Source organism: Citrobacter sp. TBCS-15 (assembly GCF_005280815.1).
GTDB classification, from domain to species: Bacteria; Pseudomonadota; Gammaproteobacteria; order Enterobacterales; family Enterobacteriaceae; genus Citrobacter; species Citrobacter werkmanii.
Map to the genome: position 1 here is coordinate 79,893 of NZ_SZWK01000289.1, position 15,103 is coordinate 94,995.

The 15,103-nt window shown below is 51.0% G+C and carries 13 protein-coding genes; 2 read left to right on the forward strand and 11 right to left on the reverse strand.

The window, feature by feature from the left end; all coding sequences use genetic code 11:
- Positions 1 to 9: 9 nt before the first annotated feature.
- Positions 10 to 1,611: a methyl-accepting chemotaxis protein IV gene (tap, locus tag FDW96_RS16085; protein ID WP_137365943.1), complete on the reverse strand. Its 1,602-nt coding sequence runs from the start codon at positions 1,609 to 1,611 to the stop codon at positions 10 to 12.
- Positions 1,612 to 1,654: 43 nt separating this feature from the next.
- A complete protein-coding gene (tar, locus tag FDW96_RS16090) occupies positions 1,655 to 3,316 on the reverse strand; it encodes a methyl-accepting chemotaxis protein II (RefSeq protein WP_061381095.1) in 1,662 nt (553 codons plus the stop codon).
- 406 nt (positions 3,317 to 3,722) lie between these two features.
- On the opposite strand from tar, the gene FDW96_RS16095 reads away from it, so the two are divergent.
- A complete protein-coding gene (locus tag FDW96_RS16095; RefSeq protein ID WP_042307769.1) occupies positions 3,723 to 4,982 on the forward strand; it encodes a dicarboxylate/amino acid:cation symporter in 1,260 nt (419 codons plus the stop codon).
- A 79-nt stretch (positions 4,983 to 5,061) separates the two neighbouring features.
- Here the strand turns inward: FDW96_RS16095 and cheW are convergent, their stop codons facing one another.
- From cheW to flhD, 6 genes are all read right to left on the reverse strand, one after another.
- Positions 5,062 to 5,565, reverse strand: coding sequence for a chemotaxis protein CheW (gene cheW / locus FDW96_RS16100; protein WP_042307767.1), 504 nt, complete (start codon positions 5,563 to 5,565; stop codon positions 5,062 to 5,064).
- A gap of 21 nt (positions 5,566 to 5,586) precedes the next feature.
- Positions 5,587 to 7,635: a chemotaxis protein CheA gene (gene cheA, locus FDW96_RS16105; protein WP_137365944.1), complete on the reverse strand. Its 2,049-nt coding sequence runs from the start codon at positions 7,633 to 7,635 to the stop codon at positions 5,587 to 5,589.
- A 4-nt stretch (positions 7,636 to 7,639) separates the two neighbouring features.
- Entirely contained in the window at positions 7,640 to 8,569 is a 930-nt protein-coding gene (gene motB / locus FDW96_RS16110; protein WP_042307763.1) for a flagellar motor protein MotB, read from the reverse strand.
- Entirely contained in the window at positions 8,566 to 9,453 is an 888-nt protein-coding gene (gene motA, locus FDW96_RS16115; RefSeq protein WP_032939611.1) for a flagellar motor stator protein MotA, read from the reverse strand. The genes motB and motA overlap by 4 nt, the downstream gene beginning before the upstream one ends.
- Positions 9,454 to 9,577: 124 nt before the next feature.
- Positions 9,578 to 10,156, reverse strand: coding sequence for a flagellar transcriptional regulator FlhC (flhC, locus tag FDW96_RS16120; RefSeq protein ID WP_042307995.1), 579 nt, complete (start codon positions 10,154 to 10,156; stop codon positions 9,578 to 9,580).
- Positions 10,157 to 10,158: 2 nt separating this feature from the next.
- Positions 10,159 to 10,500 carry a flagellar transcriptional regulator FlhD gene (gene flhD / locus FDW96_RS16125; protein WP_003034622.1) on the reverse strand — a complete coding sequence of 114 codons (342 nt, stop codon included), beginning with the start codon at positions 10,498 to 10,500 and terminating at the stop codon, positions 10,159 to 10,161.
- 793 nt (positions 10,501 to 11,293) lie between these two features.
- Between flhD and uspC the strand changes: the two genes are divergently transcribed.
- Complete coding sequence (gene uspC / locus FDW96_RS16135; protein ID WP_042307761.1) at positions 11,294 to 11,722, forward strand: universal stress protein UspC; 429 nt, start codon at positions 11,294 to 11,296, stop codon at positions 11,720 to 11,722.
- Between the two features lie 16 nt (positions 11,723 to 11,738).
- On the opposite strand, the gene otsA is transcribed toward uspC, so the two are convergent.
- From otsA to araH, 3 genes are all read right to left on the reverse strand, one after another.
- The gene (gene otsA, locus FDW96_RS16140; protein WP_137365945.1) at positions 11,739 to 13,160 is read right to left on the reverse strand and encodes an alpha,alpha-trehalose-phosphate synthase; all 1,422 of its coding nucleotides are present in this window, start codon (positions 13,158 to 13,160) and stop codon (positions 11,739 to 11,741) included.
- Positions 13,135 to 13,938 (reverse strand): trehalose-phosphatase, encoded by an 804-nt coding sequence (otsB, locus tag FDW96_RS16145; RefSeq protein WP_079223699.1) that lies wholly within the window; start codon positions 13,936 to 13,938, stop codon positions 13,135 to 13,137. The genes otsA and otsB overlap by 26 nt, the downstream gene beginning before the upstream one ends.
- Before the next feature lie 175 nt (positions 13,939 to 14,113).
- On the reverse strand, positions 14,114 to 15,100 hold the full coding sequence (gene araH, locus FDW96_RS16150) for an L-arabinose ABC transporter permease AraH (RefSeq protein WP_042307755.1): 987 nt from the start codon (positions 15,098 to 15,100) through the stop codon (positions 14,114 to 14,116).
- Between the last annotated feature and the right edge of the window lie 3 nt (positions 15,101 to 15,103).

The window sequence follows — 15,103 nt, forward strand, 5'->3', positions numbered from 1 at the left end:
CAATCACATTCAGGATACAACGGGCACAACCTGCGGCTGCGCCAACTCTTGTTTTGCTACGTTTTGCTCTTCAAGCTTAAAAAATGCGACACAGGCAGAAAGATGATCGGCCTGCGTGGCGAGTTGTCCGGTGGCGGATGCGGCTTCTTCAACCAGCCCGGCGTTTTGCTGCGTCACGGAGTCCATCTGGCTGACGGCCTGCGCCACCTGTTCAATGCCTCTGCGTTGTTCATCGGACGCCGAGGCAATCTCCCCCATGATGTCGTTCACCCGGGTAACGGAGCTGACAATTTCTGTCATCGTGCGCGCCGCCATATCCACCAGTTGCGATCCCTGCTGAACCCGGGTGACAGACTCCTCAATCAGTCCCTTAATTTCCTTTGCTGCCTGTGCGCTCCGGCTGGCCAGATTGCGCACTTCTCCAGCAACAACGGCAAAACCGCGCCCCTGTTCCCCCGCTCGGGCAGCCTCTACTGCGGCATTCAGCGCCAGGATATTGGTCTGAAAGGCAATGCTGTCAATCACCCCGATAATGTCGCCAATTTTCTGCGAGCTGGCGGAAATCTCATGCATCGTACTGGCGACCCGCGAGGTCTGCTCCCCACCTTTATGCGCTGTATCTGCCGCACTTTTAGCAATTCCTGAAGCCTGGCGCGCGTTATCCGCATTCTGCCCAACGGTGGCAGTGAGTTGTTCCATACTGGCGGCCGTTTGCGCCAGTGCAGCCGCCTGCTGTTCAGTTCGTGAAGACAAATCGTTATTGCCCATCGCGATCTCTGAAATGCCGCTATGCATGGCTGAGCTACCCTGGCGAACTTCACTCACCGTTTCACGCAGCGCCTGCTGCATCTTCTTCAGGCTGGCAAAAATGGCCGAGATCTCATTGCGACCATAAACCACTACCGGCCGTGCCAGGTTACCCGCGGCAATACTGTCGAAATGGCTGCCGATAATCGCCAGCGGCTGGACAATCATCTTGCGCGACCAGTACAACGCCGCACTGGTTAACAGCACCGCCAGTACCACCATGACAGCGAAAATCACCCCCGACATATGATAATTTCGCTGGCTGAGATCCCCTGCTGTTTGCAACACGCGGTCGATGTTGCTCTGCCACGCATTAACATTCGCATCAAAAGCAGCCTGCGAAGCCTGCACCGGCGCGGTCAGAAAATCCGACAATTGGTTGTTCTCAAGCCAGGTTGCCTGATGAACCAGATCGCTATGCCATTGGCTAAAGCTTTTCTCCGTCGCGCCAATCAGCGCCTTCCCTTGTTCTGTGGTATCCGACGTCGCCATAAAGCGTTTAAACATTGACTCGGACTGCGTCAGGCTATCGCGCGCAAGCGTCATCAAGGCTTTGATATCCTCTGGCGGATAGCTCAGGGCTGTCAGCGTTCCTGCCTTATTCAGGGCCGTACTGGCCTGTAATAACACAGCACGGGTTTGGGCCAGCGCAGCGCGTTGCTGGTTACTCCGTTCGACCTGATTCAGGTTTTGAAAACCGTCCCGAAATGCCCAAAAGGACAAGCCATTACTGCCAATCTGCAAAACACCGCAGAGGATTAAAATCAAAAACAGCGTGGTCGAAATTCGAATACGATTAAACATCAACGCTCCCATCAGGCGGCGCAGGCCGCGGTTTAACTACCAGTCAAAATGTTTCCCAATTCGTATCTTGTTCAATATTCTGGCGCGGAGATGATGCAGTCACAGTCGCCGCCGCAGGTAACCGTGTATCACGGGGTTTAGCCGACGCCGGGCGTGACGCGAGACGGAAAATCGACACCGACTGGGTTAGGCGACTAGCCTGTTCTTCGAGCGCTGCCGCTGCGGCAGCCGATTCCTGAACCAGCGAGGCGTTCTGTTGCGTCACACGATCCATTTCAGATACTGCGAGCGCAACCTGATCTATCCCGCGGCTCTGCTCGTCTGAAGCGGAGGCGATTTCCCCCATAATGTCGGTCACCCGCGTCACCGCGTTGACAATGTCATTCATGGTTTCCCCGGCGCTCTCTACCAGTACAGAACCGGTATCCACTCGGGAAACAGAGTCTTCAATTAATGCTTTGATCTCTTTCGCCGCCTGCGCACTACGGCTCGCCAGATTACGCACTTCGCCTGCGACTACGGCAAAACCACGCCCCTGTTCACCGGCACGCGCCGCTTCAACAGCCGCATTCAGTGCGAGAATGTTGGTCTGGAAAGCAATGCCATCGATGACGCTGATGATGTCGGCAATTTTCTTCGAACTATCGGCAATTTCATGCATGGTGTTCACCACGCTATCAACCACTTTGCCGCCATGCTGTGCGGTATCGGAGGCGCTTTTCGCCAATTGCGAGGCCTGACGCGCGTTATCCGCATTTTGCTTCACGGTTGCGGTCAGTTGTTCCATGCTGGCTGCGGTCTCTTCCAGCGCAGACGCCTGTTGCTCAGTACGGGAGGAAAGATCGGTGTTACCGCTGGCAATTTCGCTGGTACCGGAATAAATCGCATCAGAGCCTTCACGTACCAGGGTGACAGTTTCCGTCAGCGAACGTTGCATATGGTCAACCGTACTGGCCAGCTCACCAATCTCGTTACGTCCATGGACCGTCAGCGTCGCGGTTAAATTACCGCTGGCGATCTCACGGATATGAGCAATAACGCGCGCCAGAGGGTTGAGCAAGGTATGACGGATGCCATACCACACCACCACCAGAATCAGCACCAGCACCACGGCCAGAATGCCGAGCTGCCATTGAGCGAAGTGGTAATCACGCGCGCTTTGATCGAATGCCTGAACGTAAAGCTTCTCGCTAACGCTGGCATACTTACCCAACGCCTCGCCGAGCGCATTTTGCATTCCCTGAGTAGGTTGCGCGAAATAGGCGTCCATATTGCCGTTTTCCAGAAACTGGACCAGTTCTGATAAGGCCGCATGGTACTGCTGATACTTCTCATCGACACTGCCGCTGGCTTCTGCCATCTCCGGCAACGGCGTGATGTTTTTAAATTTTGCGTAATGCGTTTCTGCCTGCGCCAGCGATGCTTTCGCATTCTTCAGCAGATCGTTTTTCGCGCTGCTTTGCTGATTGGACGCATCCATCATCATACGCGCGGAAGAACGGCTTAAATTAATTCGTGTCTGCAGCATCAGATCCCATGTCGAGGTGAGTTCGCTTTGCTGCTGTCGAAGATCGTTAGAAATAACAAAACTTTGCTGATTCTGCTGCAATGAAGAAAACAACAGACCACCGGAAACAAGCTGTAGCAGTGCGAAAACCCCCAGCACCATCATCAGCATTGTGACAACGCGGATACGGTTAAACATAAGGCACCTTCCTGAAAACGAGTTATCAACGTTATCGGCACTCGCTGAGATAACTTTACGTTTGCGAAAGGGAAATACAGGAAGGAAATAAAGTCAGGCAGAACCACTGAACAGCAGTTGAACGGCCACTACAAGTCATTCACATAAAAACATCATAATTATCATATAAATAACATTTATTTCTGCCTGTTCTTGTGGCCAGATGAGAACAATCATGCATTTTATCGTGACAGAGATCACATATTGACCTTGTAAATACCACAACAAAATGAATAAAAAATTAAAAAAAGTTGTATCCGCTTACGCTTTAATTCAATTTATATGATGAATATTTAGTTACCACTTAATAAGTATAAAAAATGAGTAACCGAACAATAAATGTTAAATCCTTACTGAGGGCTTTTTAGTGGCAAATGCAAACAAACTCACGTTGTTTATTGTGATCTTCATGCTGGCGGGGATCCTGTCGGGTGCAGTCATCCACTCTTATGCCTCCCCCGGCATTGTTACCGCCTGGGCTGATAATATTACGCTTCTCACTGACATCTTTTTACGCCTGATTAAGATGGTGATTGCGCCTTTAGTCTTCAGCACCCTGACCGTGGGTATTATGCGCCTGGGCGAAACCTCAACCATCGGGCGCGTGGGCGGCAAAGCGATGATCTGGTTTATCAGCTCTTCTATTCTGTCTATTCTGGTCGGTCTGTTTGTGGTCTCGCTCGAACAACCTGGCAGCGGCCTGAATCTGGCGATTCCGCTGGAAGCCACTGATACCGGCCTGGCTGTGGGCGGTATGAGCCTGAAAGGTTTTCTGACTCACACCATCCCCACCAGCATCGCCGAGGCGATGGCCAATAATGAGATCCTGCAAATCGTCGTGTTCTCGATGTTCTTCGGTATTGGTGGAGCATCGCTCGGCGAAAAATTTAACGCCCCGCTGGTTGCCGCGCTGGATGTCGTCTCCCACATTATGTTGAAGGTAACCGGTTACGTGATGTATGTTGCGCCGCTGGCTATTTTTGCCGCCATTTCCTCCGTTATCTCTACCCAGGGCCTGGGGATCCTGCTCAACTATGCGTCGTTCATTGGTGGTTATTATGTGGCCATTTTGCTGACCTGTCTGGTCCTGCTGGCCGTGGGTTATGTGATGCTGAAAAAAGAGGTGTTCCGCCTGGTCAGCATGCTGAAAGACCCGGTTCTGGTCGCCTTTACCACCAGCAGTTCCGAAGCCGCTTATCCGAAAACGCTGGAGCAATTAACCAAATTTGGTTGCTCGCCCAATATCGTGTCATTTGTACTGCCTATCGGTTATTCGTTTAACCTGGTGGGTTCTATGGTCTACTGCTCATTTGCATCTATGTTTATCGCACAGGCCTACAATATCCATCTCTCCTTTGCAGAAATCACCGTCCTGATGTTGACCCTGATGCTGGCGTCCAAAGGGATTGCCGGTGTGCCGCGTTCTGCGCTGGTGGTGCTGGCGGCAACCATCCCAAGCTTTAATATTCCGGTTGCAGGAATTTTGCTACTGATGGGTATCGACCATTTCCTCGATATGGGTCGTTCAGCGATTAACGTATTGGGTAACGGGATTGCAACGGCGATGCTGGCACAGGATGAAGGTTTACTGGAAGAAGAACCGGAGCTGGTTGAGCGGAAAGCGTAAGAAGGAAAGTTGCCGGATGCGCTACGCTTATCCGGCCTACAACAGCAATTATTGTAGGCCGGATAATATGTTTACTTGTTTATGCCATATGAGCGGCGGCAATATCTAACAACGCCATCTCTTCACTGTTCAGCAGTTTCTCAATGTTGACCAGAATCAGCATCCGGTCTCCCAGCGCGCCCAGTCCCGTCAGATATTCCGTTGACAGCGTAACCGCGAATTCCGGTGCCGGTCGGATTTGATCGGTTGTCAGCGACAGCACGTCAGATACGCCATCCACCACAATCCCAACCACTCGTTGTCCCAGATTCAGCACAATCACCACGGTGTTTTCGTTGTAATCCACATCGCTCTGGCTAAACTTCACGCGCAGATCAACAATCGGCACAATCACACCGCGCAGGTTCGTGACGCCTTTGATGAACGCTGGCGTGTTAGCAATGCGGGTTACCTGATCGTAACCACGGATTTCCTGCACTTTCAGGATATCGATACCGTACTCTTCATCCCCCAGCGTAAACACGAGGAATTCCTGACCTGACGGTTCGCCGGCCAGTTTAGTTACATTACTCATACCGGTCATATTATTCCCTTTCTTACTCAATCAGGCGGCTGTGATCGCCACACGTTGTTCGCGGTTTAACCCCTGCAATGCAGAAACATCAACAATCAACGCGACGCTACCGTCGCCGAGAATTGTTGCTGCAGAAATACCTGGCACTTTGCGGTAGTTACTTTCCAGGTTTTTGACCACCACCTGGTGTTGGCCAATTAACTGATCGACCAGCAGCGCATAGCGACGCCCTGCGCTTTGTAAAATCACCACGATGCCCTGCGTTGCTTCGGTTTTAGCGCCTTCAACTTCGAAGACTTTCCACAACTCAACCAGCGGCAAATATTCGCCACGCACTTCCAGAACGCGTTCTCCTCCGGCCAGCGGATGGAGATCTTCTTCGCGCGGTTGCAGTGACTCCATAACGGCATTCAGCGGCAGAATAAAGACTTCGTCCGCCACGCGTACGGACATCCCGTCAAGGATCGCCAGCGTCAGCGGCAGCAAAATTCGGATGGTCGTTCCCTGCCCTTGCTTCGATTGGATCTCAACATGGCCGCCCATCTCCTGAATATTTCGTTTCACCACATCCATACCCACACCGCGACCAGAGACATCCGTCACCTGCTCGGCCGTTGAGAAGCCCGGAGCGAAAATCAGCATACCGACTTCGTCATCGCTCATATTTTCGTGGATCGGCATCCCCTGGGAGATCGCTTTGGCGAGGATTCGTTCGCGGTTCAGACCAGCGCCATCATCGGTCACTTCAATACAAATATTCCCACCCTGGTGTTCGGCGGAAAGCGTCAGATTGCCAATGGGGCTTTTCCCGGCTTCGAGACGTTTTTCCGGCAGTTCAATACCGTGGTCCAGGCTGTTACGCACCAGATGCGTCAATGGATCGATGATGCGTTCAATCAGGCTTTTATCGAGTTCTGTTGAACTCCCCACCTGCGTCAGCTCAACCTGTTTACCCAATTTACCGGCCAGGTCGCGGACCAGGCGTGGGAAACGGCTGAACACGTACTCCATCGGCATCATACGAATCGACATCACCGACTCTTGCAAATCGCGGGCGTTACGTTGTAACTGCCCCATACTGGTGATCAGATCGCCGTGATTAACAGGATCCAGTTCATTAGAACGCTGGGCCAGCATTGACTGGGTAATCACCAGCTCACCGACCAGGTTAATGAGCTGATCAACCTTCTCAACCGCTACGCGGATGCTGGTCGATTCACTGGCGCGGGCTGGTTTGTCTCGCTCTGTGCGGGCGTGTGGCGCTTCACTGGCGGCGGCTTTAGCCGCAGGCGCAACGGCAACCGGCTGCGGCGTCGCAACCTCGGCTACCGCTTCACTTTCCGCTTTTGTATCAACAGCCACGGGCGCTGCGCTGACGGTTTCGAATTCAATCTGGTCAGCTTCAATTACGAAGCAGAGCACCGCAATGATGTCATCTTCCGCGAGGTTGCCATCCAGCGTTGCTGACAACGTGTCGCTCCCTTTCACTACATCGGTTAAGGTCGCCAGATTCCCCAGTTCCTCTTCCAGCAGATCGACTTCACTGGATTTCAGACGCGAGAGAATAATGCGTTTCTTGCTCTCTTCGCTGGCCGCAGCGGGATTGGCAACGGCTTCTTCCTGTATCGCCGCGCTGTCAACAACGCTCAGCTTTGCGGTATTGACGAGCGCGGGTGAGGTTTCACCTTTTGCTTCAAGCGCTAACTGTCGTAACGCATTACAAATGTACTCAAAGCTGGCGGCATCCGGCTCTTCTGAGTTTTTATAGGCGTCGAGCTGTTCCTGCATAATATCTTTCGTTTCCAAAAACAGGTTGATAATGTCGGCATTAAGCTGCATCTCGCCACGCCGCGCTTCATCCAGCAGGTTTTCCATCAGATGGGTCGTTTCCTGCAAAATGGTAAAGCCGAAGGTGCCCGCGCCGCCTTTTATCGAGTGCGCGGCACGAAAAATGGCATTCAGCTGTTCGGAATCCGGGGCCTCAGGAACCAAATCGAGCAGGTGTTGCTCCATGTCGGCCAACAGTTCGTCGGCTTCATCAAAAAAAGTCTGATAAAAATCGCTAATATCCATGCTCACGCTATCACCTCGGATTGGCTGGTGGCGATGTGGGAACGCTTACCGGCGGAAGTTCCGCTGGCTGTTGTAAGACACTTACCGGCTCATTCTGGCTTTCAGCGTTTTCATGCAAAATGGCCTCTTCTGCCTGCTTGTTGAGAACCAGCAGGCTAATACGGCGGTTGATGGCGTCCTCAGGACCGCGATCGCTCAGACGCATCGTGGCGGCCATGCCTACCACCCGTAATACTTTTCCATCATCCAGACCGCCGCTAACCAGCTCGCGACGCGACGCATTAGCGCGATCGGCAGACAGTTCCCAGTTGCTGTACCCTTTCTCACCGTTGGCGTAAGGGTAATCATCCGTATGCCCAGAAAGACTAATTCGGTTAGGGATGCCGTTGAGCACCGGCGCAATAGCCCGCAGGATATCGCGCATATACGGTTCAACTTCAGCGCTGCCGGTCTTAAACATTGGTCGGTTCTGACTGTCGATAATCTGGATCCGCAGCCCTTCCTGAACTAAATCAATTTTCAAATGCGGACGCAGCGCACGCAGTTTGGGGTCCGATTCAATCAGTTGATCGAGATCGCCGCGAAGTTTGCTTAAACGACTTTGCTCCATGCGTTTTCTCAAATCATCAATATTCGGCTGCTTGTGCACCTCTCCCTGCTGCTGGGTGTAATCATCACCTCCACCTGGAATGGGGCTTTCGCTATTCGAAATGCGATTACCACCAGTCACCGCGGTAGCCAGTGGGGTACGGAAATATTCGGCAATCTGGATCAATTCTTTAGGGCTGGAGATGGAAATGAGCCACATCACCAGAAAGAAGGCCATCATCGCGGTCATAAAATCGGCGTAGGCGATTTTCCACGAACCATGCGCCCCACCACCGTGACCTTTATGTTTGCGTCGCTTTACGACGATAATGGGATGGGCCTGATTTTTCATGCGTCCTCGGTCGTCTGCTGCGCAGCTGGATTTCTCACCGCACGAACATGCTCTTCCAGTTCGATAAACGAAGGACGTTCGCTGGAATACAATGTTTTACGACCAAATTCGACGGCAATCGGCGGGGCGTAACCATTCAGGTTGGAGAGCAGCGTGATCTTCACACACTGCATCATCTTGGTTGTTTCAGCACTTTTCTGACGCAGGACGCTGGCAAGTGGAGAAATAAAACCATAGGCCAGTAAAATACCGAGGAATGTCCCCACCATCGCATGCGCAATCAGCGAACCCAGCTCAGCTGCCGGACGATCGGCAGAAGCCAGCGCGTGGACAACGCCCATAACCGCCGCCACGATCCCGAAGGCCGGTAGCGAGTCGCCAACCATCGCCAGACTATTAGCCGGCACTTCGGCTTCGCTCTCATGAGTCTCAATTTCTTCGTCCATCAGCGCTTCAATTTCAAACGTATTCATGTTGCCGCTGATGATCAGACGCAGATAATCGACAATAAAATCAAGCATCACGGCATCCGCAAGAATGCGTGGATAGCTGGCGAAGATTTCACTCTCTTTAGGGTTTTCGATATCACGTTCGAGAGAGAACATGCCCTGCTGACGTGACTTAGCCATCAGGCGATAGAGCAGCGCCAGCAGATCCATATACATCGCTTTGGTGTATTTCGAACGGCGAAAAAGCATCGGGATCGCTTTCATCGTCCCTTTGATGGCTTTTCCGTTATTGCCGACGATGAACGCCCCAATACCCGCGCCACCGATAATCACCAGCTCAGCCGGTTGATAGAGTGCCCCAAGGTGTCCGCCGGTCATCATGTAGCCGCCGAAAACTGTACCAATAACAACCAGGTAACCTAATAAGATAAGCACGACATCATCCTTTCGCAATTGACTATGACAGGATGCGCAGTCGGGTAGTTAACTTGAGGTCAGGACAAAAAAAAGCAGCGGTAATCGCTTACCGCTGCTGGAGTGTTTATCCACACCGTATCAGTTAAACAGCCTGTTCGATCTGTTCATCCAGCAGTTGTGGAATAATATCGGCAGCATTCTGAGAAAGTTTACGTCTTTTTACGGCCCGTGATGGCGGCTGGCATAAACTGCAGGCAAAGCTGCCTGCGGGTTGATGTGCGTGAGTGATAAAGTTCCCGCCGCAGCAGTTGCATGTGGACAATTCCAGCAATCCGCTGTCTACAAAACGAACCAGCGTCCATGCGCGAGTTAACGCCAGCAGGGGGCCTTCTTCCGGCTGCGGACACTGCTCAAGATATAAACGATACGCTTTAATTACGGCATCCACACCGCTACACAACCCTGTTTTGAGCAAAAATTGCCAGGCATTGCAAAACATCGAAGCATGGATATTTTGTTCCCACGTCATAAACCAATCGGTGGAGAAAGGAAGCATCCCTTTTGGCGGAGGACTGCCGCGTAATTCTTTGTACAGCTTGATAAGTCGACCACGGCTTAATTGCGTTTCGCTTTCCAGCATTTGCAAACGGGCGCCCAATGTGATTAATTCCATTGCCAACTGGATATCACGCGCTTCCTGAACAATGCTTTTTTCGCTCATCATCAAGCCCTTTTCTTGCGCGCTGCATCATCGATGTCGCTTAACAGTCGCGTAGAAAGCATGATGCCGGTATGAATTTGCTGGAGATCGTCAACGCGGGAGTCTTGCGTCAGGCGAGTAACAGTCTGGTGATCGTCGAAACGGAAATGACACACCAGTTGGTTTGTTTCAGCCAGTTTGACCATTTGAGGAAGTGTTAATGTTGCCAACGTGTCCGCCATCTCTTCGCTGATACCAAGGCGAAACATCGCAGATGCTTTGTCCTGAACGATCAAACGCTGTGCAAGCAATAAATATGACAAATTGATGTCATAAATGTGTTTCAGCAACTCGGATGTATGCATTATTTGCATCCATAATAACCAACATTATTTTCATGCGGTAAAACCGCACCCCGTGATGTCGCCGGGAAGCCCCGGTAAAAAAAAGCAAAAGGTCAAATACATAGCAGCGTGATGACACATACACGTTGTGTAAACCAGCCCTTTTGAAGAATGCGCACTTCTTACAAGCTCACATCAATTCTTACAATTGTCTAAGATTTTTCCTAATTCGACGCAACTCTACCCGCCGCCAGTTACACATACAACGGAACCGTGCTGCGAATTTAAAGAATATGTGACACAGATCACATAAATCAACTAAACACTTAACATAAATCCATCAGCGTAGCTTTTACTTTGCTTATTTTTTAAACCAAGATTCATCTTTTCAATTCCTGGCTAACGAATATTCTTGCAATAAAAGCGAATAGTATTTTGTTCACAAACGTTAATATCACACCATGAAATAGCGAGCTGGATCACATATTTCATGCAAAACACTTTTTCAATTAAATTGTTTATAAACAAGAACTTAAATATTAAGGGTGATTAACTAATACCGCGTGGTGATAACTCGCCAAATGTTAATTTTTGTTTGTTTTTTATTAACGCATTGTTTTCATTAGCGGCGAGTTTTACTTAAGTTCGCTGAACGTATTTGCAAAAGATGTGAAGCAATTATTCTATTTATAAGAATAATTAATGAATAATCATGATGGCATTCACACTATGTGAAGAGGAAACGTTGCAGTATGGAGTAAGCTGAGTAAAGCAGAAAAGTTCTCTCATAATTCTTGAAAAAAAGGAGCGAGTTATGAGCTATGCGCACATTCTGGTGGCGGTTGCCGCCACCCCTGAAAGCCAGCAGTTGTTAGCCAAGGCAGTTTCTATCGCTCGCCCTGTCAACGCTCGTATTAGCCTGATCACATTGGTCTCAGACCCTGAAATGTATAACCAGTTTGCCGCCCCCATGCTGGAAGATCTGCGTGAACTAATGCAAGAGGAGACCCAGGATTTTATCGATAAACTCAGCAAAGAAGCGCAGTACCCCATCGAACATACTTTTATTACCTATGGGGCACTGAATGAACATATTCTCGACGTTTGCCGTAAACACGCAGTCGATCTGGTCATTTACGGCAACCATAACCAGAGCTTCTTTTCGCGCGCTTCGTGCTCAGCAAAAAGCGTGGTCGGTGCCAGCCTGGTGGATGTTCTGCTGGTTCCTCTGGCTGGAGATTAATACCGCCTTCAGGTCTTCACGCCAGTTTCGAACAGGGAGTCACATTGTCTGACAACTGGCGTTTGCTCTGGCGCGACGTCACTTTTCTTAGATCGCATATAAATCTCGCCTGCCAGTTGTCGATATCGTTTTTAACAATAGTCTCGAGCATTTCAGCATGTCGAGAGACACGTTCAGCAAGCGACATCGTCAGCGCCTGGTTTAGAGCGCCAGCCACTTCATCCCGATCATAAGGATTCACGATAAGCGCAGAAGTTAGCTCATTTGCTGCCCCGGCAAATTGCGATAACACCAGAACGCCAGGGTTGGCAGGATCCTGTGCAGCCACATACTCTTTCGCCACCAGGTTCATACCATCGCGCAACGGCGTTACCAACCCTACGTCCGAATAGCGGAATATTTTCATCAGCAATTTGCGGTCAAAATACTGGTTCAGATAGTAAAGCGGCGTCCAGCCCAACTGCCCATATTTACCGTTAATCCGCCCAGCCTCTGTCTCTAGTTGGTGGCGAATGTCCTGGTAGGCCTGCACTTCTCCGCGCGAGGTTGGCGCTATCTGCGTATAGCGAATTTTGCCATGGTGCTGCGGGTAATGCTCCAGCAGTGCCTCATAGGCCTGGAAGCGCTCTGGCAAGCCCTTGGAGTAATCCAAACGCTCAACAGAGAATATATTCTTCACATTTTTAAGCTCATCCTTTAACTGCGCCATTTTCGGCGGCAAAGGACCAGAAGCCTGGCGTGCGATTTCCTCCGGCTCAATGCCGATGGGATACACTTCTGTGCGAAACGCTTTATCCCATGCTTTGTGGTGCTTATCGCTCCGGGTAGTGACCTGAGTCTGGACTGCCAGACAATCCAGAAAAGCCTGGCGATCGTTTTCGGTCTGGAAACCCAGTAAATCAAAATCACACATCTGCTCAAGCAGGACCTGATGTGGAGGTAGCGCGTTAAAAATTTCCGGCGTCGGGAAAGGGATATGCAGGAAAAAACCGATGCGATTATTCACGCCGCGTTTACGCAACTCATAGGCAAACGGTAACAGGTGGTAATCATGAACCCAAATAATGTCATCTTCGCTCAGTAGCGGCAGCAGTTTATCTACCAGCAAGGCATTAACCCGCTGATACCCTTCCCAGGCCGGGCGCTGAAACTGAACTAAATCCAACCGGTAGTGGAATGCAGGCCATAAAACGGCATTCGAAAACTGGCAGTAATACTCTTCGTAATCCTGCTCGCTCAAATTAAACGAGGCCCAGGTAATATTGCCACGAGTGACTTTTTTTAACGGTTTATCTTCATTACCGATATCACCACTCCAGCCAAACCACAGTCCACCAGCAGTTTTTAATGCGCCCAACACACCGACCGCGAGCCCACCTGCGCTCCCTTTGTCATCTGGCGAGGCGATACGATTAGATACTACGACTAAACGACCCATAGTCACCTCTTCTGTTGTTTGTTGTATTCGATTGTTGCTGCGAAGAGTTAATTTGCTCCAGCCAACGCCAGACATCCCTGACGCCATCCAGACGCCATGTCGCCTGCGTCGCCCCGCTCCCCACCTTCACTGAAATACCGCCTGCGCGGTTAACTACCTCGAAACCTGTTTCATCCGTTAGATCATCACCGAAAAATACGGGGAGCCGTCCGGCAAAAGGCGCTTCCTGCATAAATGCAGCAATCGCGTCGCCTTTATTCGCACCTTTAGGTTTTATTTCAACGACACATTTTCCATGCTGCAATGCAAGCTGCGGCCATGTATGCGTGATGCATTCAGCCAGCGTTATCAGCGCCGCTTCATGCTCTGGCGCCTGACGATAGTGCAGCGCGAAAGCCATACCTTTTGCTTCCAGCGTCGTGCCAGGCAGCTTCGACAGCGCCGTCTGTAACAATGCGCCGGCTTCACGTTCAATACCTGCGGCCAGGCGTACTATATGGGTTTGACCATTGATGTCACGGCGTTCTGCCCCATGCACTCCGGCGAGCGGAAAACGAAAGGGAGTGGTGAGACCGTCAAGCTCAGCCATCGAGCGCCCTGAAATCAATGCCAGCGCACCCGCGTTACGCGTCGCCAACTGATGTAATAATTGCAGGATTGTCTTAGGGACAACGACCTGGTCAGGATAGGGCTTGATCTCAGCCAGAGTCCCATCGAGATCAAAAAAATAAGCACAGTTTGCAGATTGTTCAGGGGGTAATGTCAGTGATGCTGTCACCCGGTTATCCTCCTCATCATGGTTTGTACGCCGCGCGGATCGCGCCGTATAGATGATGTATGACGGATATAAGTATAGACAGTGTGACCATGCTCGCCATTTGGAAAAACAATCGCCAGCCGGGTAGCGGCTGGCGATTAGCAGAAGCTAGACTGAAAAGTTGGGGCTTAAATCATCAAATGGTGCGCTTCGCTTTTTGCTTGTAACGGTCGAAGATTACCGCCGCCAGCAGGATGAGACCACGTACGACGTACTGCGCAAAAGGAGAGATGTTCAGCAGGTTCATCGCGTTCTCAACCGTCCCCAGAATCAACACCCCAGCGACCACATATGAGATTTTTCCGATGCCACCTTTCAGCGATACGCCCCCTAAAACACATGCAGAAATCACGATCAGCTCATAACCAATTGAGGTCATTGGCTGGCCGCTGGTCATACGCGATGCGAGGATAATTCCCGCAATTGCAGATACCAGACCGGAAAGAATAAAGATAATAATCTTGGTGCGAACAACCGGAACCCCGGCCAGGCGCGCAGCCTCCTCATTCCCACCAATAGCCAGCGTGTTACGACCAAACGTGGTTTTATTCAACAGTAAGCCAAATACGATGAAACAAACGATTGTTATCCAGATAGGTGCCGGCAGCCCAAACCAGTTAGCATAGCCAAGGGTGAAGAATCGCTCATCTTCAATCCCGACCGCCTTGCCGTCAGAGATAATGTAGGCCAGACCGCGGACAATCTGCATCGTCGCCAGAGTGGTGATCAGGGCGTTGATTTTTAACCGTGCAATCACAAATCCATTCACCAGACCGCATAAAATCCCCAGCAACAGCCCGGCAGCGACGCCAATCCACAGGCTCTCGGTCATGTTGATGACCACGGCCGTGGTGACCCCGGCACAGGCAATGACCGACGCGACGGACAGGTCAAAGTCACCGGATGCCAGGCAAAATAGCATCCCACATGCGACCATACCCGACATCGATACCGCCAGCCCCAGCCCCTTCATGTTGATAAAGGTGGCAAAGTTTGGCACGAAGATAGCACACACCAGGAACAACGCGGCGAACACCACCAGCATCCCGTATTGATCCCAAATGCGGCCAAGATTTAGCGCCGACTTCGCAGCACCTGAACCCGATGTAGAAACGGAAGACATCAT

Excerpts from the sequence above, each read along its gene's own strand:
- tap (WP_137365943.1), bottom strand. The coding sequence starts at position 1,611 with ATGTTTAATCGTATTCGAATTTCGACCACGCTGTTTTTGATTTTAATC.
- tar (WP_061381095.1), bottom strand. The coding sequence starts at position 3,316 with ATGTTTAACCGTATCCGCGTTGTCACAATGCTGATGATGGTGCTGGGG.
- cheW (WP_042307767.1), bottom strand. The coding sequence starts at position 5,565 with ATGACCGGTATGAGTAATGTAACTAAACTGGCCGGCGAACCGTCAGGT.
- motB (WP_042307763.1), bottom strand. The coding sequence starts at position 8,569 with ATGAAAAATCAGGCCCATCCCATTATCGTCGTAAAGCGACGCAAACAT.
- flhC (WP_042307995.1), bottom strand. The coding sequence starts at position 10,156 with ATGAGCGAAAAAAGCATTGTTCAGGAAGCGCGTGATATCCAGTTGGCA.
- flhD (WP_003034622.1), bottom strand. The coding sequence starts at position 10,500 with ATGCATACATCCGAGTTGCTGAAACACATTTATGACATCAATTTGTCA.
- uspC (WP_042307761.1), top strand. The coding sequence starts at position 11,294 with ATGAGCTATGCGCACATTCTGGTGGCGGTTGCCGCCACCCCTGAAAGC.
- otsA (WP_137365945.1), bottom strand. The coding sequence starts at position 13,160 with ATGGGTCGTTTAGTCGTAGTATCTAATCGTATCGCCTCGCCAGATGAC.
- araH (WP_042307755.1), bottom strand. The coding sequence starts at position 15,100 with ATGTCTTCCGTTTCTACATCGGGTTCAGGTGCTGCGAAGTCGGCGCTA.